Here is a 17,506-nt window from a genome sequence, read left to right on the forward strand (position 1 = left end):
AGGGGTGCCCGGCACGCAGCCGGGCACCCCTCTACTTTTCGGGGATCAGACCGCGCGGGCTGAACCGCAGCACGACGAGCAGAACTACGCCCATCGTCAACAGCCGGATGTGCTCGGACGCCGCGATCACGCGGCCTTGCAACAGCGAGCCGTCCGGTAGGCCGCCTGCCAGGAACTCCATCGCCAGACGGCCCATCGGCTCGACCTGGATCCACAGGAACCAGATCAGCAACCCACCAAGAACCGCACCAAGGTTCGAGCCCGAGCCGCCCACGATCACCATGACCCAAATCAGGAAGGTGAAGCGCAGCGGCTGGTAGGATGCTGGCGTCAACTGCCCGTCCAGCGTGGTCATCATCGCACCCGCGATCCCGCAGACCGCGCTGCCCAGGATGAACACCTGCAGATGCCTGCGCGTGACGTTCTTGCCCATGGCCCGCGCGGCGAACTCGTTGTCGCGGATCGCGCGCATCATGCGGCCCCAGGGCGAGCGCAGCGCCAGTTGCGCCAGCACGAAGATCACGACCAGAACGACGGCGAACAGCACGCCGTAGTTGATCTTCACCCAAAGCCCCGACGCGGTCACCGGGTCGAGACCAAGCCCCGTTGCCCGCTCCACGAACGCGTCCGACTGCTGCAAGTCGGTCTCGTACGGGACGGGGCGATCCAGGCCGATGACGTTCTTGACGCCGCGCGCCATCCAGTCCTCGTTCTTCATCACGGCGATGATGATCTCGGCGATGCCGAGCGTGGCGATGGCCAGATAATCCGACCGCAATCCAAGCGCCGTCTTGCCGATGACCCAAGCGGCCCCCGCCGCCAACAGGCCACCCACGGGCCAGGACAGCAGGATCGGCAGGCCCAGCCCGCCCAGATAGCCGTCCGTGGCCGCGTTCAGCGATTCCACTGCATCCACGCCCGGATCGAACACCGCGCGGAAGGCGAAGAAACCTACGAACAGGATGGCCAGCAACGCCAGCAGGCGCGCGCGCCCCGCCGCCATCCGCTTCCACAGGACCATCGCGCCCGCCACCGTTGCCGCGCCCAAGGCCAGCCCGCCGATGATGCGCCCGCCACCCGCAGCCCAAGCCGACGGCACGGGATCGGCCGAAACCAGTACGGCCGCCAGACCACCCAAGGCGACGAAGCCCATGACGCCCACGTTGAACAGGCCCGCGAACCCCCATTGCAGATTCACGCCCAGGGCCATGATGGCCGACACCAGTCCCATGTTCAGAATGACCAGCGCGGTGTTCCAGCTTTGCAGAACGCCGGTCAGCACGATCAGCACCCCGACAAGGGCGAACAACCCGGTGTTGCGCAACGTCTCGTTCATACCGATTTCCCCCGGAACAGACCCGTCGGTCGGAACAGAAGCACGACGACAAGGATCATGAAGCTGACGGCGAACTTGTATTCCGTGCTCAGAAGCTGGACGAGCCCGTCCGGCCCCATCCCGTCTGGCAGGGCATAGACCAGCACCAGCTTCCACGCGTAGGTGATCGCCACTTCGGAAAACGCGATGACGAAGCCGCCCGCGATCGCTCCGATGGGCGAGCCGAGGCCGCCGACGATGGCGGCGGCGAAAATCGGCAGCAGAAGCTGGAAATAGGTGAACGGTTTGAACGACTTATCCAGACCGTAAAGGACACCCGCGATCGTCGCCAAGGCCGCCACGATGATCCAGGTCACACGCACCACGCGCTCGGGGTCGATGCCCGACAGCAGCGCCAGATCCTCGTTATCCGAGAACGCGCGCATGGACTTGCCCGTGCGCGTGCGGTTCAGGAACCAGAACAGGATGGCGACCACGATCACCGCCGTCACCAGCGTGATCGCTTGGCTCGTGCGTATGCCCAAGCCTTCCTCAAGCCCCGTCCACGCCTTGAAGTCGCGCACCGTGAACAGGAACCGGGCGCCGTCGGCGAAGATGCGATCCTCTGTTCCGACAGCGATCCGAACGAGGCCGTTGTAGACGAACATCACTCCCATCGAGACGATCACGAGGATCACCGGATTGGCTTTTTGCTCGCGATAAAAGCGATAGATCGCGCGGTCCGTCCCCAACAGCAACAGCGCCGCGCCCGCGATCCCGAAGGGCAGGGCGATCAGAGCGGTGGGAAGGGGCCCAAGCGACACGCCCAGCGACTGCAACAGCACCGTGGCGCCGATGGTCATCATCGTGCCGAACGCCATCGAGTCCCCATGCGCGAAATTGGAGAACCGCAAAATGCCGTAGACTAGTGTGACGCCCAAGGCCCCCAGCGCCAGCTGGCTGCCGTAGGTCACAGCCGGGATCAGCACGTAGTTCGACAGCGCCACGAAGGCGTTCAGAAGGTCCATCGCATCTTTCTCTCTCGCCTGCGCCCGGTTGACCGGGTCGCGTACCTATCCGCCATCGCCGTCCGGCGCCACGGGTGAAATCGTCAGGGGATCGCCTACCAGAGGCACTTGGGGCTCGCTTTCAGGTTCAGATTGTTCCCGTGCTTCACCATCCCGATAGCATCGCCCAAGGAGAAACTGACCCGACCCTGGGTTCGCAGCGTATTGGACTGACAGGATGGCCCCTCCGTCGTGGAACATCGTCATTTGGCTGGCTACGGCTTCGCGCAGCGCGAACACGATGGACCGAGCACGACTCAGGTCTTTCCACCGGGCATCCAATGACAGGATACCGCGCCGGAAGCTGCCATCTCTGCGTTCGGCATAGGCCCGTCCCTCTGCATCGTTCAGCCAGTATCGGGTGGCGCGGTAAGAGGGTTGGCACGGCTGCCCGATGACACAGCGTTCCCGGAACACGCAATCGAGGACGCTGTAACCGCGCGCCTTCAGATCCGCTGCATCCTGTGCCAGCGCCGGAGCGGCCGCCACAAGCGCCAGCGCTGTTGCCACCGCCCGCACGCCTTAGTCCGCCACTTCACAGATGCCGGTGTAGTTCAACATCAGATCGCCCGCTGCCTGATGAACCGACAGCCGCGCGGTCTCGCCCTCCAAACCCGTCAGCAGGCGCACCGCACCATTGGCATGGCCAACCCAAGCGGTGGTGCCGTCTGTTTCGATGGCCTGCAGTGGCACCTCTTCCGACACATCCACCAACACCGCGCCGTCTCCGCGCAACTCCAGCGCGGCCTCGTAGTCCGTCTCTTCACAGCCCTCGGCATCGAAGCATTCGACAGTGAACCGGCACGTCAGCGCACCGCCCTCGAACGCTGCAACGGGGCCTGCGAGCAACATCAGCGCGACGACCCATGCCTCTTTGCTTTTCCAGACACCCAAAACCGGTCCCCTCATCCTATCCGCCCAGAAAGGACCGACGCACTTCTGCATCAGCCAGCAGTTCCTTGCCCGTACCGGTGTGCGCGTTCGCGCCCTGCACCAGAACGTAGCCGCGATCCGCGATTTCCAGCGCTTGCCGTGCGTTCTGCTCGACCATCAGGACGGGCAAGCCGGTGCGCGCCACCTCGATGATGCGGTCGAACAGTTCGTCCATGACGATGGGCGAAACCCCGGCGGTCGGCTCGTCCAGCATCAAAAGCTTCGGCTTCGTCATCAGCGCGCGGCCCACGGCGACCTGTTGGCGCTGCCCGCCCGAGAGTTCACCGGCCATCTGGCGCCGCTTTTCGCGCAGGATGGGGAATAGATCGTAGACCTGCTCCATCGTCGGGCGGATGTCATCCTCGCGGATGAATGCGCCCATTTCCAGGTTCTCTTCGACGGTCATCGAGGTGAAGATGTTGCTGGTCTGCGGTACGAACCCCATCCCCGCCCGTACCCGGTCCTGCGGCGACAGGGCGGTGATGTCCGTTCCGTCCAGCACAACATGACCTTCGCGCAGATCCAGCATCCCGAACAGAGCCTTCATGGCGGTAGACTTGCCCGCGCCGTTCGGCCCCACGATCACGGCGATCTGGCCCGGATCGACCGATATGGTGCAGTCGTGCAGGATGTCCGGCCCCTTGCCGTACCCCCCCGTCATCGACGCGCCTTCAAGGAAGGGGCGAGCAGGGGCGTCGCTGGTCGCGCCGCTTGTCTCATGTGCAGGCGTCATCGTGCCGCCCGTGCCGGGCTTCACGACGGAATTGTCCGTATGGCCGCGACCGGCGTATGCGTCGCTCATGCCGTTTCCTTGTTCTTTAGTCCGGTGCCCAGGTAGGCTTCGATCACCTGCTCGTTGGCCTTGATCTCGGCCAGGGTGCCTTCGGCCAGAACCTTGCCCTCGGCCATGCAGATAACCGGATCGCATAGGCGGCCGATGAAATCCATGTCATGCTCGATGACGACGAAGGTGTAGCCACGCTCGACATTCAGACGCTGGATGGCATCTCCGATCGTGTTCAGCAGCGTGCGGTTCACGCCCGCGCCGACCTCGTCCAGGAAGACAATGCGCGCTTCCACCATCATCGTGCGGCCCAGCTCCAGCAGCTTTTTCTGACCGCCCGACACCTGCCCGGCCTTGTGATCCGCCAGGTGTTCGATCGTCAGGAACTCCAGCACTTCGTCGGCCTTGGCGCGCAGGGCGCGTTCCTCGTCTGCGATGCGCTTGCGACCGAACCACGTGTTCCACAGCACTTCGCCCGATTGACCCGGCGGCACCATCATCAGGTTCTCGCGGCAGGTCATTGACGAAAACTCATGCGCGATCTGGAACGTCCGCAGAAGGCCCTTTCCGAACAGCTCGTGCGGGGGCAGGCCGGTGATGTCTTCGCCCGCCATGGTCACGCGGCCAGAGGTCGGCGGCAGCACGCCCGCGATCACGTTGAACAGGGTCGTCTTTCCCGCGCCGTTCGGGCCGATCAGCCCGGTGATCGATCCTTGCTCGATGCGCAGGCTTGCGCCGTCGACGGCATGGAAGCCTCCGAAATGCTTGTGCAGGTCTTCGACGACGATCATGGCGCGTGTCCTTCAATGCAGCAGCCCGAGGCATGAACCCCGGGCTGCAACCGTCATGCGATGGGTTTAGCGGTATCCGACGGACGACAGCTCGCCATCCTCAACGACGAATTCCTGGTAGCTGCCAGCGGCTTCGCCCGGACCGACCAGCTCGACGCCGGTGGCGCCCTGGTAATCGACCTCACCGCCGTCGGCGATGATTTGCAGCGCCTTCGACAGCTCACCCGGCAGGATCTGCTCGCCCGGAGCGTTGGCGACGTCCATCACGCTGCCCTTGTACTCGTTGGCATCGGTGGAGCCAGAAGCCGCCATCGCCAGCAGGATCAGCGCCGCCGCGTCGTAGCTTTCGCCTGCGTAGACAGAGGTACCGTCGATGCCAGCCTCGGACGCCATCTCCTGGAACATCGCGCCGCCTTCGTTGTCGGAGCCGGGCGCGGTGCCGATGGTGCCGTTCAGGTCAGCACCGAAACGCTCGGTCAGGCTATCGCCGATCATACCGTCGCCCAGCGCGAACATGTCGAAGGCGCCGGTGTCCAGCGCAGACTGGATGACGCCCGCGCCGCCCTGATCCACGTAACCCAGCACGACCAGCGCGTCGCCACCGGCAGAGGCCAGCGCGCCCACTTCGGCAGAGTAGTCGGCCTTGCCGTCCTCATGCGCGGCCGACAGGGTGACGGTGCCGCCCATCTCTTCGAAGGCGGCGGTGAAGGCATCGGCGAAGCCCTTGCCGTAGTCGTTGTTGGTGTAGGTCACGGCGACTTCGCTCATGCCCTGCTCGTTCAGGATGGTGGCCAGAACTTCACCCTGACGGGCGTCGGACGGCGCGGTGCGGAAGAACAGGTCATTGTCTTCGGCGGTGGACAGGCCGGGCGAGGTTGCAGAGGGCGAGATCATCACAATGCCGTTGGGCACGGCGACGTTGGCCAGAACCGCGCCGGTCACGCCGGAACAGTCGGCACCCATGATACCGGCCACACCGTCAGAGGTGACCATGCGCTCGGCGGCGGCCGTCGCGGCGGCGGAGTCGACGCAGGTGGCGTCACCGCGCACGGGCTCGACCATCATGCCGTCCATGAAGTTGGCGTCACCCGAAGCTTCGGAAATCGCCATCTCGGCACCGGCGGCCATGTTCGGCGTCAGGCTTTCGATGGGACCGGTGAAGCTGAGCAGGACGCCCATTTTCAGGCTGTCGGAATGGCTTTCGGCGACGGCGGCACCTGCGGTCAGTGCGATGGCGGCGGTGCCGATCAGTAGCTTTTTCATCTCTATCTCCCATGTGACGGGGCTGTGATCGCCCCTTTCTTGATGCGCGCGACTATTTGCGGTGTGGCGTGGCGATGCAAGGGGATAGCTGCGTCAAGCTTGGTACGCCCGGTTTGTTTGGGTGACGCCCCCGAAGAAGAACGCGCGCTTGCGTCGCGTTGGCCGCGGGCTGCGGCGGCACCATGTATGGCGCATGACAGACCTACCGCCAGAGACCGTGCAGGACTACCCCCGACCACCCGCCTTGCAGCCGGTGCCCCAACGCATCCGCGTGATGCTGGGCGGCGCAGTGGTGGCCGATACGACCCGCGCGCTGCGCGTGCTAGAAACACACCACGCACCGACCTATTACCTGCCGCCTGACGACGTATCGGCAACGCTGACACCTACATCCGGCGGCAGCTTTTGCGAGTGGAAGGGGCAGGCGCGCTACTTCGATGTCACAGCCGGTGGCGTGGCCGCAAAGCGCGCGGCGTGGTTCTACGATACCCCCACGCGTGCTTTCGCAGACCTCACCGGTTACCTCGCCTTCTATGCTGCCCAGATGGAAGCCTGCTTCGTCGGCGATATCCGCGTCGATCCGCAGGACGGCAGTTTTTACGGCGGTTGGGTCACGCCCAATATGCAAGGTCGCATCAAGGGCGCGCGGGGGACCGAGCATTGGTGAAAGAGGATCGTGCCGGCGTCGCCGTGCCCTCTGGCCGCTGGACGCGGATGGCGCGGATGGGCGGTCTTGCCGGTGGCATCGCAGGCGGCGCTTTGGCGCAAGGGTTCGGCCAAGCGGCACGGGGACACGCGCCGCGCTTGGCCGACATGGTGATGACACCCGCCAACGCCCGCCGCATCGCGACAGAGCTTGGCAAGATGCGCGGGGCGGCGATGAAGGTCGGACAGTTGATGTCCATGGACGCGGGCGACGTGATGCCGCCCGAGATCGCCGCGATCCTAGATCGTCTGCGCATGGACGCCGACCCGATGCCACCCAAGCAGCTTCGCGATGTGCTTGATGCGGAATGGGGCACCGGCTGGCAAAAGTGGTTCCAGCGGTTCGACGTGCGCCCCATCGCGGCAGCCTCCATCGGGCAGGTGCATCGCGCGATAACGAAAGACGGGCGCGATCTGGCGCTTAAGGTTCAGTATCCGGGCGTGCGGGACAGCATCGATAGCGACATCGCCAACATCGCGGGTCTGGTGCGTTTATCGGGGGCAGCCGGGCGCGGGATCGACATGGCTCCGATACTGGAAACGGCTCGGCAGCAGTTGCATGAGGAGGCGGACTACAGCCGCGAGGGCGATAATTTGGATGCCTTCGGGCGATTCATGGCGGGAGACGAGGGCTTCGTCGTGCCGAAGCGCCACGATGATTTTTGCACCGACAACATCCTGGCGATGGACTACCTGCGCGGCGTGCCGGTCGAGCAGATGACCGATGCGTCGCAAGAGCAACGGGACGCGCTGGCGGAGCGGCTTATCACGTTGGTTCTGCGAGAGCTGTTCGATTTCGGCGCGATGCAGACCGACCCGAACTTCGCCAATTATCTGGTGGAGCCTGAAACGGGTCGCATCGTCCTTCTGGACTTCGGCGCGGTGCGTTATCTGCCGGACAGTTTGACCGCCGCGTTTCGCGACCTGATGGAGGCCGGGCTGACCCGCGACCCGGCTGCTGCCAAGGCCGCGATGATCGAAATCGGCTTGTTCACCGCCGATACGCCCGCCCACCAGCAGGATTTGATCCTAAACATGTTTGATACCGGAATGAGCGCCCTGCGCGATGGTCCGTTCGACTTCGGCGCCAGCGACTTGGCCCGCCGTCTGCGCGACATGGGCATGGCACTGGGAGAGGGGCGGGACTTCACCCACGTGCCGCCCGGCGACACGCTGCTGGTGCAGCGCAAGGTCGCCGGGACGTATCTGCTGGCCGCACGGCTTCGCGCGCGAGTCGATCTGGCGCAGGTGGTCGCCCCGTTCAGAGGCTAGGCGACCACGCCAGACGATCAGTTCAGCGCGGCGTCCGTGATTTCAGTCGTGTAGGCGCCGGTCGGCTCTTCGGTGATGGCCGGGTTTTCCTCGGACACCGCCGACAGCAGGGTGGACACCGTCTGCTGGTAAGAGCCTTCGTCCAAGGCGCCGTTCGATCCTTCGGTCAATTTAGCCACTTCGCCCATCATGTAGATCTGGTGATCCAGCGTCTGCGCACCGGAGGAGTCGTTGTCGATGACGATCTGGGCGGCCTCTTCAGGGTTCTCCTCGGCGTACTTCCAGCCCTTCATCGAGGCGCGCACGAAGCGGACCATCTTGTCGGTGAACTCGGGGTCTTCGAGGTCTTCTTCCAAGACGTAAAGACCATCCTCCAGCATCCCGAAGCCTTCGTTCAGGTAGTTGAAGTTGACCAACTCGTCCTCGCCATAGCCCGCATCCAGCACCTGACCGTATTCGTTGTAGGTCATGGTAGAGATGCAGTCGGCCTGACCCTGCAGCAGCGGATCGACGTTGAACGCTTGCTTGAGCACTTCGACGCCTTCCTCAGACCCGTCCGTCGGCAGGCCGAGCGATGCCATGTAGGCGTAGAACGGGTACTCGTTGCCGAAGAACCAGACGCCCAGCGTGCGGCCGGGGAAGTCCTGTGGGGTCTCGACCCCGGTTTCGGCCAGACAGGTCAGCTGCAGGCCGCCAGATGCGAATGGCTGTGCGATATTCACCAGCGGCACGCCCCGCTCACGTGCGGCCAAAGCAGCGGCCATCCACGTGACGATCACGTCGGCGCCGCCGCCCGCGATCACCTGTTCCGGCGCGATGTCGGGGCCGCCGGGGTTGATGGTGACGTCCAGGTTTTCCGCGTCATAGAAGCCCTGCGCCTCGGCCACGTAATAGCCTGCGAACTGGGCTTGCGTGACCCACTTCAGTTGCAGCGTAACCTCGTCGGCCTCTTGCGCGTGCAGGGGTGACAGGGCCGTGGCGGCGAGTGCGGTGGCGATCAGAATGGGTCTCATGGGGTAATCCTCTCTGTGGAAACGTCCGGGGTTCAGCCCCGGTTGGACGGATGCCAGAAGGTCACCCGGTTTTCGATGAACGCGATGATGCCGTAGAATAAGCTGCCCGCAAGGGCGGCGACCGTGATTTCCGCCCAGACCATATCAAGCGCCAGTTGACCCACGCTGACAGAGATGCGGAATCCGACGCCTTGGATCGGACTGCCGAAAAATTCGGCAACGATGGCACCGACAAGCGCGAGCGTGGTGGCGATCTTAAGGCCGTTGAAGATAAAGGGCATGGCCGATGGCAGGCGCAGTTTGCGCAGGCTTTGCCAGTAGGACGCGCCATAGGTGTGCATCAGATCGCGTTGCATGGTCTGGCTGTCGGCCAGCCCCGCCACGGTATTCACCAGGATCGGAAAGAAGACCATCACGGTGACAACGGCGGCCTTGCTCTGCCAGTCGAAGCCGAACCACATCACTAGGATGGGTGCTGTGCCGACGATGGGCAGAGCGGCCATGAAGTTGCCAACGGGCAGCAACCCGCGTTTCAGGAAGCCGAAGCGGTCGGCCAGTAGCGCGGTGGCGAAAGCGGCGAGCGCGCCGATCACGTAACCCGACAGCGCGCCTTTGCTCACCGTCTGTACGAAGTCGCCCCACAGCGTCGGCAGGTTGTTTGCAAAGGCGGAGGCGATGGCCGATGGCGCGGGTAGGATGACGCCGGGAACGCCAAAGAGACGGACGGTGGCCTCCCACAGGATGAGGATGGTTGCGCCGAACAGGATCGGGACGGCGGTGCGAGCGGCCACACCGTCGAACCCGGCGAGGCGAATATTCAGGGCCCAGCCTGTAGCCCAGATCGTGATGATAGAGGCGAGACGCATATCAATGAAGGCTAGCAAGAAGATGACAAAGAGTGCGGCATACACGAAAGGCATCGCCGGTCCCCAGAACGCGTGAGCCGGATGCCGCTGCAGGATATCGTATAGGTTCCTCATCGCCGCAGCCCCATGCGCGTCAGCACCGCGCGTTCGATCAGCCCAATAGCCCCGACCGCCAGCCCGGCAAGGATCGCGGCGGCAAAGAGGGCCGACCAGATTTGCACCGTTTGCCCATAGTAGCTGCCCGCCAGCAGCCGCGCGCCCAGACCGGCGACGGCGCCTGTGGGCAACTCTCCGACGATGGCGCCAACAAGGCTCGCCGCGATGCCGATCTTCAGAGATGCAAAGAGGTAGGGGGCCGAGGCGGGCAGGCGCAATTTCCAGAACGTCGCCACGCCTCCGGCGGCATAGGTTCGCAGCAGGTCCAGCTGCATCGCGTCAGGACTGCGCAGGCCCTTCACCATGCCCACGACGAGCGGGAAAAACGACAGATAGGCCGAGATGATGGCCTTCGGCACGATCCCCTGAATGCCGATGGAATAAAGCACCACGATGATCATTGGCGCGATGGCGATGATGGGCACGGTTTGGCTGACGATGGCCCACGGCATGACGCTGCGGTCCATCACGCGGGAATGGACGATGCCCACGGCCAAAAGGATGCCAAGCCCGGTGCCGATGGCGAAGCCAAGAAGCGTGGCGCTGAACGTGACCCAGGCGTGATGGATCAGGCTGCGGTTCGAGGTGGGGGCGACGACGGCGGTGGTATTCCACAGCTCGACCGCCACCTGATGCGGTGCGGGCAGGCGCGGGCGATCTTGCGTAAAGGCACGCGCGGTCGCCGGGCCGGGGTTCAGCGCCGCCAGCGCAATCCCGGACATGCCGCGCCGCTCGCGCGGGCTTTCGGGGCGCACGACCTGATCGGCGCGCGACGCGTCCAGCACGGATTGCGCGGCGTTCATGGGGATGCAGGCGAGATACCAGATGGCGAGGAGGGCGCCGACGACAGTCAGAACAGGCAATGCAGTATGATGCAGGCGGCGAGCGATCCGGGACGCGCGCCCCGACCGCCCGATCCCCGCCGCGGGTGCAGAGAGCGGTGTGTCCGTCATGGAATACGAAAACGCTTCAAAGCAGCCACGACAAACGCGATAATCGCAACGATTGAGATCAGGAATACAGGGCTGACCCATACCGGGATCTCTGTCGTGCCGAACGCAATGTCCATTAGCAGCCACCCGAACAGTACGATGGCGAAGGTGGAGGTTCCGATCGCCCACCACGCCGCTTTGCGCGTATCGGGTTCTCCGGTCCAGCGGTTGTCGCGCCAGCGGCTCATACGTCCTCCATCCCCGCGCGCAGCCCCTCGCGGACGCGGTGGGCGATGGCGATGAACTCCGGGCTGTCGCGGATATCGAGCGGGCGCTCGCGCGGCAAGGGGCTGTCGATCACGTCGGTGATGCGGCCCGGACGGGGGGACATGACGACGATTTTGGTCGACAGGTACACCGCCTCGGGAATCGAGTGGGTGACGAAGAGGATCGTTTTGCCGGTCCGGTCCCACAGCGCCAGAAGTTCTTCGTTCAGCCGATCCCGCACGATTTCGTCCAGCGCGCCGAAGGGTTCGTCCATCAGCAGCAGGTCCGCGTCGAAGGCAAGCGCCCGCGCGATAGAGGCGCGCTGCTGCATGCCGCCCGACAGCTGCCAGGGGTACTTGTTCTCGAACCCGTCCAGATCGACGAGCGCGAGCGTGTCCTTCACGCGCCGGTCCTTTTCGGCCTTGTCAAAGCCCATGATTTCCAGTGGCAGCCGGATGTTTCCGCCGATGGTCCGCCACGGATACAGACCCGCCGCCTGAAAGACATAGCCATAGGCGCGGGCTATGCGGGCCTCGTCGGCGGTCTGTCCGTTGACGGTAAGCGTGCCGCCCGTGGGCGTCTCCAACGCCGCGACACAGCGCAGGAAAGTGGTCTTCCCGCAGCCCGAGGGGCCGATGAAGCTGACAAATTCGCCGGGCGCAACCGACAGATATACGTCCTTCAGCGCGTGGACGGGGCCGTCGTTGGTGCGAAAAGTCAGATCGAGGGACTGGGCGGAGACAACAGCAGGGGCGCTGCCCCCGCCCGTTCCGGGCTCCCCCGAGGTATTTTCGGAACGATGAAGGGTAGCGTCATCCATTCCAGATCAGACGCCGCTCGCCGGAATGCCCGACCGCTCCACCGGCCTTGGCGCGGTGATTGCCTTGTAGCTGGAGAGCGCCTGCGAAACGGCTCCTTTCGGCGGGCGTTTGACGAACTGGCCGTGGCCTTCCTCGGCCCGCAGCTCTCCGTCGTGGATGGCGACGTGGCCTCGGGTGAGGGTGAAGCGGGGCAGGCCTTTGACGTGCTGGCCTTCGAAGACGTTGTAGTCGATGGCGCTGACCTGTTTGTCGGCGGTGATCGTCTTTTCCTTTTCGGGGTCCCACACCACGAGATCGGCGTCGGCCCCCACAGCGACCGCGCCCTTGCGAGGGTAGCAGTTCAGGATCTTGGCGATGTTGGTCGAGGTGACGGCGACGAATTCGTTTGGCGTCAGGCGGCCGGTGGCGACGCCGTGGGTCCAGAGCATCGGCATCCGATCCTCCAGTCCGCCGGTGCCGTTGGGGATCTTGGTGAAATCGCCGACGCCATAGCGTTTTTGTTCGGTGGTGAAGGCGCAGTGGTCGGTGGCCACCACGGACAAAGAGCCCGATTGCAGACCTGCCCAGAGCGAATCCTGATGCTTCTTGTTGCGGAACGGGGGGGACATGACGCGGCGGGCGGCGTGGTCCCAGTCGGTGTTGAAGTACTCGGATTCGTCCAGCGTCAGGTGCTGGATCAGCGGCTCTCCCCAGACGCGCTTGCCCTGCTGGCGGGCGCGGCGGATGGCTTCGTGGCTGTCCTCGCAGGAGGTATGCACGACATAGAGCGGCACGCCCGCCATGTCGGCGATCATGATGGCGCGGTTGGTGGCCTCGCCCTCGACCTGCGGCGGGCGGGAGTAGGCGTGCGCCTCGGGGCCGGTGTTGCCTTCGGCCAGCAGCTTCGCCGACAGGTCCGCGACCACGTCACCGTTTTCGGCGTGGACCATGGCGATGGCGCCCAGTTCCGCAAGGCGCTGGAAGGAGGCGTACATCTCATCGTCCTGCACCATCAGCGCGCCCTTGTAGGCCATGAAGTGCTTGAAGGTGTTGATGCCGCGGTCCTTTACGACCGTTTCCATCTCGTCGAAGACCTGCTCGCCCCACCAGGTGACGGCCATGTGGAACGAGTAATCGCAGGCCGCGCAGCCCGACTTGTTGTCCCACATCTGAATGGCGTCGAGCAGGCCTTGGCCGGGTGAGGGCAGGGCGAAGTCCACCACCATAGTTGTGCCGCCCGCGAGGGCTGCGCGTGTGCCAGAGGCGAAATCATCGGTGGAGTAGGTGCCCATGAAGGGCATTTCCAGATGCGTATGCGGGTCGATCCCGCCGGGCATGACGTAGCAGCCGGTGGCGTCAAGTTCCTCGTCGCCCTTCAGGCCGGGGCCGATCTGGGTGATCTTGCCGCCGTCGATCAGGACGTCTGCGGCGTAGGTCAGATCATGGGTGACGATGGTGCCGTTGCGGATGACGGTGGTCATTTTCTTTCCTTCATTTCACGCCAAAGCCTTTCGTAGCCCAAACCAGCCCAGAACCTATAATGAACAACGACAAAACTGGAAAGAACGCCAACCATGCGAATGTGCGCCATTCTTCGATCGCGATGCTTTTCCTGCGCGCGGCGATGTGTGCGATCGCAATCTCTTTCAGCTGTTCTTCACCCAAACCGTCTCTGTCAATCGACACTTCAGGGATCGGTGCGTGGGATAGAAGTCTAGAGAACGTCGAAATGCTCGGGAGGGCGAGAAGCGAGACCACTACAATCCAAAACAAGCCGATCACCAGCCAAAGTCGAAAGAGCCCTTTCGACCAATTCACCCCTCCACCCCCGCCGTCTCCACCACCGCATGCAACAATACATCCGCCCCGGCCTTGGCCCAATCCTTCGTGATCTCTTCGGCTTCGTTGTGGGACAAACCATCGATGCAAGGGCACATGATCATAGCCGAGGGGGCGACGCGGTTGATCCAGCAGGCGTCGTGGCCAGCGCCGGAGATGATATCCATGTGCGAGTAGCCGAGGCGTTCGGCGGCTGATCGCACGGCGCCCACGCAATCTTCATCGAACGCCACCGGATCGAAGCCGCCGACCTTTTCGAAGTCGATTCCCAAACCCATGTCCTGCGCGATCTGCTGTCCTTCCTCGCGCAGGCGTTTCTCCATGTCCTCGATCACCGAGAGGTCGGGCGAACGGAAGTCCACGGTGAAGACCACCTTGCCGGGGATCACGTTGCGCGAGTTGGGGTAAACGTCGATGTGGCCCGCAGCCCCCACGGCATCGGGGGCGTGGGACAGGGCGATGCGTTCGACCGCCTCCAGCACGCGCGCCATGCCAAGGCCTGCGTTGCGGCGCATGGGCATGGGGGTAGAGCCTGTGTGGCTGTCCTTGCCGGTGATCGTCACCTGCGTCCACGACAGGCCCTGACCGTGGGTGACGACGCCGATCTGGGTGTCCTCGGCCTCTAGGATCGGGCCCTGTTCGATGTGCAGCTCAAAAAAGGCGTGCATTTTGCGCGCGCCCACGGGTTCCTCGCCGCGCCAGCCGATACGGTCCAGCTCATCCCCGAAGCGGGCCCCGGCCGCGTCGGTGCGATGCTCGGCCCAGTCCTGATCGTGGACGCCCGCGAAGACGCCGGACGACAGCATGGCGGGGGCGAAGCGGGTGCCTTCCTCGTTCGTCCAGTTGGTGACGACGATGGGGTGCTTGGTCTTCACGTTCAGGTCGTTCAGCGTGCGCACGATTTCCAGCCCGCCAAGGACGCCCAAAACTCCGTCGTATTTGCCACCCGTCGGCTGCGTGTCGAGGTGGCTGCCCACATAGACGGGCAGGGCGTCGGGGTCCGTGCCCTCGCGCCGGGCGAACATATTGCCCATGCTGTCCAGCCCCATGGTGCAGCCCGCCGCTTCGCACCACGACTGGAACAGCGCGCGACCTTCCGCATCGGCGTCGGTCAGCGTCTGGCGGTTGTTGCCGCCCGCGACGCCGGGGCCGATCTTGGCCATCTCCATCAAGCTGTCCCACAGGCGGTCGCCGTCGATCTGCATGTTCTGGCCGGGGGCGTCTGGCATGGGCGCTGTCCTGTCGGTGGCTGTGCACACGACGCTACCAGCGAAAGGAGGCCAGTCAAGACAAGCGCCGGAGGGATAGGCAAATGGCGCAAAATCGGGCGAGGTTCAAAACGCGATGCGCGATTCTCCAGCGGCAAGAGAGCGTTACAGCTCGGGCGCCATAGACACAGAGATCCAAATCGAAAGCGCTTCGCTTGGGGCTTCGGCGTTCTGTGTTGCAAGCCGTCAGGCCGGGTATGTCATAGGTCCTGTCGTCGGGACATTCTGAAAAGCCGGGCCAGCCCCATGACGGTCTGTTTCGATCAGCGTTCCGCCGCCCGCATGAGCATACCGAACAGGTCGCGCGGGTCGTCAGGGTCGGCCAGAAGGTCCAACTCTTCGAATACGCCGGTCTCGCGCGCTTTCTTCAGCACGTACTTCAACGCCGAAAAGTCCTCGATCGCGAAGCCGACGCTGTCGAACAATGTGACTTGATCCACGCTTACGCGCCCCGGTGCAGTCCCGGCGATCACTTGCCACAGTTCAGTGACGGGAAAATCGTCGGCCACCTGCTGAATCTCGCCTTCGACCCGGGTCTGCGGCGGAAACTCCACGAAGACGTTCGAACGGCCAAGGATATCGCGGTGCAGTTCGGTCTTGCCCGGACAATCGCCACCGACGGCGTTAAGATGGACACCGGCGCCCAGCATGTTGTCGGTCAAAATCGTCGCGAATTGCTTGTCGGCGGTGCATGTGGTGACGATCTGCGCGCCGATCATCGCCTCTTCCGCCGACCCGCAGGACACGACATTCAGGCCGGTACCCGCAAGATTTCGCTCGACCTTGGCTGTCGCCGCCGGGTCGATATCCCAAAGCCGTACCGTGTCTATCCCAACGGTGCCCTTCATCGCCAGCGCCTGGAACTCTGCTTGCGCGCCGTTGCCGATCATCGCCATGACGCGGGCATTCCTCGGCGCAAGCCACTTGGCCGCCATCGCACTGGTCGCCGCCGTGCGCAGGGCTGTCAGCACCGTCATCTCCGACAGCAGGACAGGGTAGCCGTTGTCTACCTCGGCCAGCAAGCCAAAGGCGGTAACGGTCTGGCGTCCCTGGGCCATGTTCTTGGGATGGCCGTTAACATATTTGAACCCGTAGAGGTCTCCGTCCGACGTCGGCATCAATTCGATCACGCCGACATCGGAATGCGACGCGACGCGCGCCACCTTGTCAAAGCTCTCCCAACGGCGGAAATCGGCTTCTATGGCCTCGGCCAAGTCCGCCAGCATTGTCGTCAGCCCAACGCGATGCACCAGTCGCATCATGTCGGCCACCGAAACGAAAGGCACCATGGCCAGCTTTCCAGGGGCGGTCATTGGAAGCTCCGCGTTGGGCGATCGAAGATGCGTTTACCCATCAAGGATGCTGTAAGGTCCACCATTAGCCGGGCTGTTCGGCCCCGTTCATCCAGCGCGGGGTTCAGCTCGACCAGATCAAGGGATGTCACCAGTCCGCTTTCCGACAGCATCTCCATCACCAGATGCGCCTCTCGGAACGTCGCGCCGCCGGGAACGGTGGTGCCAACGGCAGGTGCGATGGAAGGATCAAGAAAATCGACGTCGAGCGACACATGCAGGTCCACGTCACCCGCATCCGCGACCCGCGACAGGAAGGATCGCAGGGGAGCCGCAAATCCCGTTTCGTCGATGCTGCGCATGTCGTGCAAATCGGCCTGGCTGCTTTCAAGCCGGGTGCGTTCGCTGGGATCGACAGAGCGCAGACCCATCATGCTTATGTTTCCCAAGAAGACGGGGGCGGGCAGGGGGGTAAATCCGTCGAACCCGTCCTGCCCCGTGACATAGGCCACCGGCGTTCCGTGCAGGTTGCCGCTTTCCGTCGTGGCGGGCGTGTGGAAGTCGGTGTGCGCGTCGAGCCAAAGCACAAAGAACGCCCGGCCCCTGTCCGCCGCCCGCGCGGCCATTGCAGCAACGCTACCCAGCGCCAACGCGTGATCGCCGCCCATGAAAATCGGCAGCCCGTCAATGCCGCGCCCGGCGTCGATGAGCGTCTCGGTCCAAGCCGCCACCCGACCGGGGGCCACAAGATGCGGACGCCAGTCGTGCTGCACATCCGCGCCGGGCGTCAGATTGCCGATGTCGCGAACCGAATGACCCAAGCCTTCCAGCGTGGGTGCAAGGCCTGCGACGCGATAGGCGTCCGGCCCCATGATGCAGCCCGAGCGGGACTTGCCGCAATCCAAGGGCACTCCGATCAGCGTCACTTCAGCCATCTGCCAGC

The 17,506-nt window shown here is 64.1% G+C and carries 19 protein-coding genes; 2 read left to right on the forward strand and 17 right to left on the reverse strand.

Going from position 1 to position 17,506, the window contains the following annotated elements; all coding sequences use genetic code 11:
• Nucleotides 1–31: 31 nt before the first annotated feature.
• The 7 genes from FIU81_RS06670 to FIU81_RS06700 all read right to left on the reverse strand — a co-directional run bounded on the left by FIU81_RS06670 (nt 32) and on the right by FIU81_RS06700 (nt 6,153).
• Nucleotides 32–1,336, reverse strand: a complete 1,305-nt coding sequence (locus tag FIU81_RS06670; RefSeq protein ID WP_124112781.1) for a branched-chain amino acid ABC transporter permease — start codon at nt 1,334–1,336, stop codon at nt 32–34.
• The gene (locus tag FIU81_RS06675; protein ID WP_124112782.1) at nt 1,333–2,343 is read right to left on the reverse strand and encodes a branched-chain amino acid ABC transporter permease; all 1,011 of its coding nucleotides are present in this window, start codon (nt 2,341–2,343) and stop codon (nt 1,333–1,335) included. The genes FIU81_RS06670 and FIU81_RS06675 overlap by 4 nt, the downstream gene beginning before the upstream one ends.
• Before the next feature lie 45 nt (nt 2,344–2,388).
• On the reverse strand, nt 2,389–2,892 hold the full coding sequence (locus FIU81_RS06680) for a hypothetical protein (RefSeq protein WP_124112783.1): 504 nt from the start codon (nt 2,890–2,892) through the stop codon (nt 2,389–2,391).
• A 12-nt stretch (nt 2,893–2,904) separates the two neighbouring features.
• On the reverse strand, nt 2,905–3,291 hold the full coding sequence (locus tag FIU81_RS06685; RefSeq protein WP_124112784.1) for a hypothetical protein: 387 nt from the start codon (nt 3,289–3,291) through the stop codon (nt 2,905–2,907).
• A 1-nt stretch (nt 3,292) separates the two neighbouring features.
• A complete protein-coding gene (locus FIU81_RS06690; protein ID WP_124112785.1) occupies nt 3,293–4,117 on the reverse strand; it encodes an ABC transporter ATP-binding protein in 825 nt (274 codons plus the stop codon).
• A complete protein-coding gene (locus tag FIU81_RS06695; protein WP_124112786.1) occupies nt 4,114–4,890 on the reverse strand; it encodes an ABC transporter ATP-binding protein in 777 nt (258 codons plus the stop codon). The genes FIU81_RS06690 and FIU81_RS06695 overlap by 4 nt, the downstream gene beginning before the upstream one ends.
• Nucleotides 4,891–4,956: 66 nt before the next feature.
• Complete coding sequence (locus tag FIU81_RS06700) at nt 4,957–6,153, reverse strand: ABC transporter substrate-binding protein (RefSeq protein WP_124112787.1); 1,197 nt, start codon at nt 6,151–6,153, stop codon at nt 4,957–4,959.
• Between the two features lie 193 nt (nt 6,154–6,346).
• Between FIU81_RS06700 and FIU81_RS06705 the strand changes: the two genes are divergently transcribed.
• Entirely contained in the window at nt 6,347–6,820 is a 474-nt protein-coding gene (locus FIU81_RS06705) for a DUF427 domain-containing protein (protein ID WP_124112788.1), read from the forward strand.
• A complete protein-coding gene (locus FIU81_RS06710; RefSeq protein WP_320414795.1) occupies nt 6,817–8,130 on the forward strand; it encodes an AarF/ABC1/UbiB kinase family protein in 1,314 nt (437 codons plus the stop codon). The genes FIU81_RS06705 and FIU81_RS06710 overlap by 4 nt, the downstream gene beginning before the upstream one ends.
• 17 nt (nt 8,131–8,147) lie before the next feature.
• On the opposite strand, the gene FIU81_RS06715 is transcribed toward FIU81_RS06710, so the two are convergent.
• The 10 genes from FIU81_RS06715 to rocF form a co-directional block, all read right to left on the reverse strand.
• Nucleotides 8,148–9,143, reverse strand: coding sequence for an ABC transporter substrate-binding protein (locus FIU81_RS06715; protein ID WP_124112789.1), 996 nt, complete (start codon nt 9,141–9,143; stop codon nt 8,148–8,150).
• Nucleotides 9,144–9,175: 32 nt separating this feature from the next.
• The gene (locus FIU81_RS06720; protein ID WP_124112790.1) at nt 9,176–10,009 is read right to left on the reverse strand and encodes an ABC transporter permease; all 834 of its coding nucleotides are present in this window, start codon (nt 10,007–10,009) and stop codon (nt 9,176–9,178) included.
• Nucleotides 10,010–10,119: 110 nt separating this feature from the next.
• A complete protein-coding gene (locus FIU81_RS06725; protein ID WP_124112791.1) occupies nt 10,120–11,118 on the reverse strand; it encodes an ABC transporter permease in 999 nt (332 codons plus the stop codon).
• On the reverse strand, nt 11,115–11,345 hold the full coding sequence (locus FIU81_RS06730; RefSeq protein ID WP_124112792.1) for a hypothetical protein: 231 nt from the start codon (nt 11,343–11,345) through the stop codon (nt 11,115–11,117). Before FIU81_RS06730 ends, FIU81_RS06725 begins: the two co-directional genes overlap by 4 nt.
• The gene (locus FIU81_RS06735; protein ID WP_124112793.1) at nt 11,342–12,184 is read right to left on the reverse strand and encodes an ABC transporter ATP-binding protein; all 843 of its coding nucleotides are present in this window, start codon (nt 12,182–12,184) and stop codon (nt 11,342–11,344) included. The genes FIU81_RS06730 and FIU81_RS06735 overlap by 4 nt, the downstream gene beginning before the upstream one ends.
• Nucleotides 12,185–12,190: 6 nt before the next feature.
• Nucleotides 12,191–13,645, reverse strand: coding sequence for a dihydropyrimidinase (gene hydA, locus FIU81_RS06740; RefSeq protein WP_124112794.1), 1,455 nt, complete (start codon nt 13,643–13,645; stop codon nt 12,191–12,193).
• 10 nt (nt 13,646–13,655) lie between these two features.
• Nucleotides 13,656–13,829 carry a hypothetical protein gene (locus FIU81_RS16680; RefSeq protein ID WP_172971417.1) on the reverse strand — a complete coding sequence of 58 codons (174 nt, stop codon included), beginning with the start codon at nt 13,827–13,829 and terminating at the stop codon, nt 13,656–13,658.
• Nucleotides 13,830–13,978: 149 nt separating this feature from the next.
• On the reverse strand, nt 13,979–15,232 hold the full coding sequence (locus tag FIU81_RS06745; protein ID WP_124112795.1) for a Zn-dependent hydrolase: 1,254 nt from the start codon (nt 15,230–15,232) through the stop codon (nt 13,979–13,981).
• 302 nt (nt 15,233–15,534) lie between these two features.
• Nucleotides 15,535–16,584: an ornithine cyclodeaminase gene (locus FIU81_RS06750; RefSeq protein WP_124112796.1), complete on the reverse strand. Its 1,050-nt coding sequence runs from the start codon at nt 16,582–16,584 to the stop codon at nt 15,535–15,537.
• On the reverse strand, nt 16,581–17,498 hold the full coding sequence (rocF, locus tag FIU81_RS06755) for an arginase (RefSeq protein WP_124112797.1): 918 nt from the start codon (nt 17,496–17,498) through the stop codon (nt 16,581–16,583). The genes FIU81_RS06750 and rocF overlap by 4 nt, the downstream gene beginning before the upstream one ends.
• Nucleotides 17,499–17,506: the final 8 nt, after the last annotated feature.

It is taken from the genome of Palleronia sp. THAF1, assembly GCF_009363795.1.
Classification (GTDB): Bacteria; Pseudomonadota; Alphaproteobacteria; order Rhodobacterales; family Rhodobacteraceae; genus Palleronia.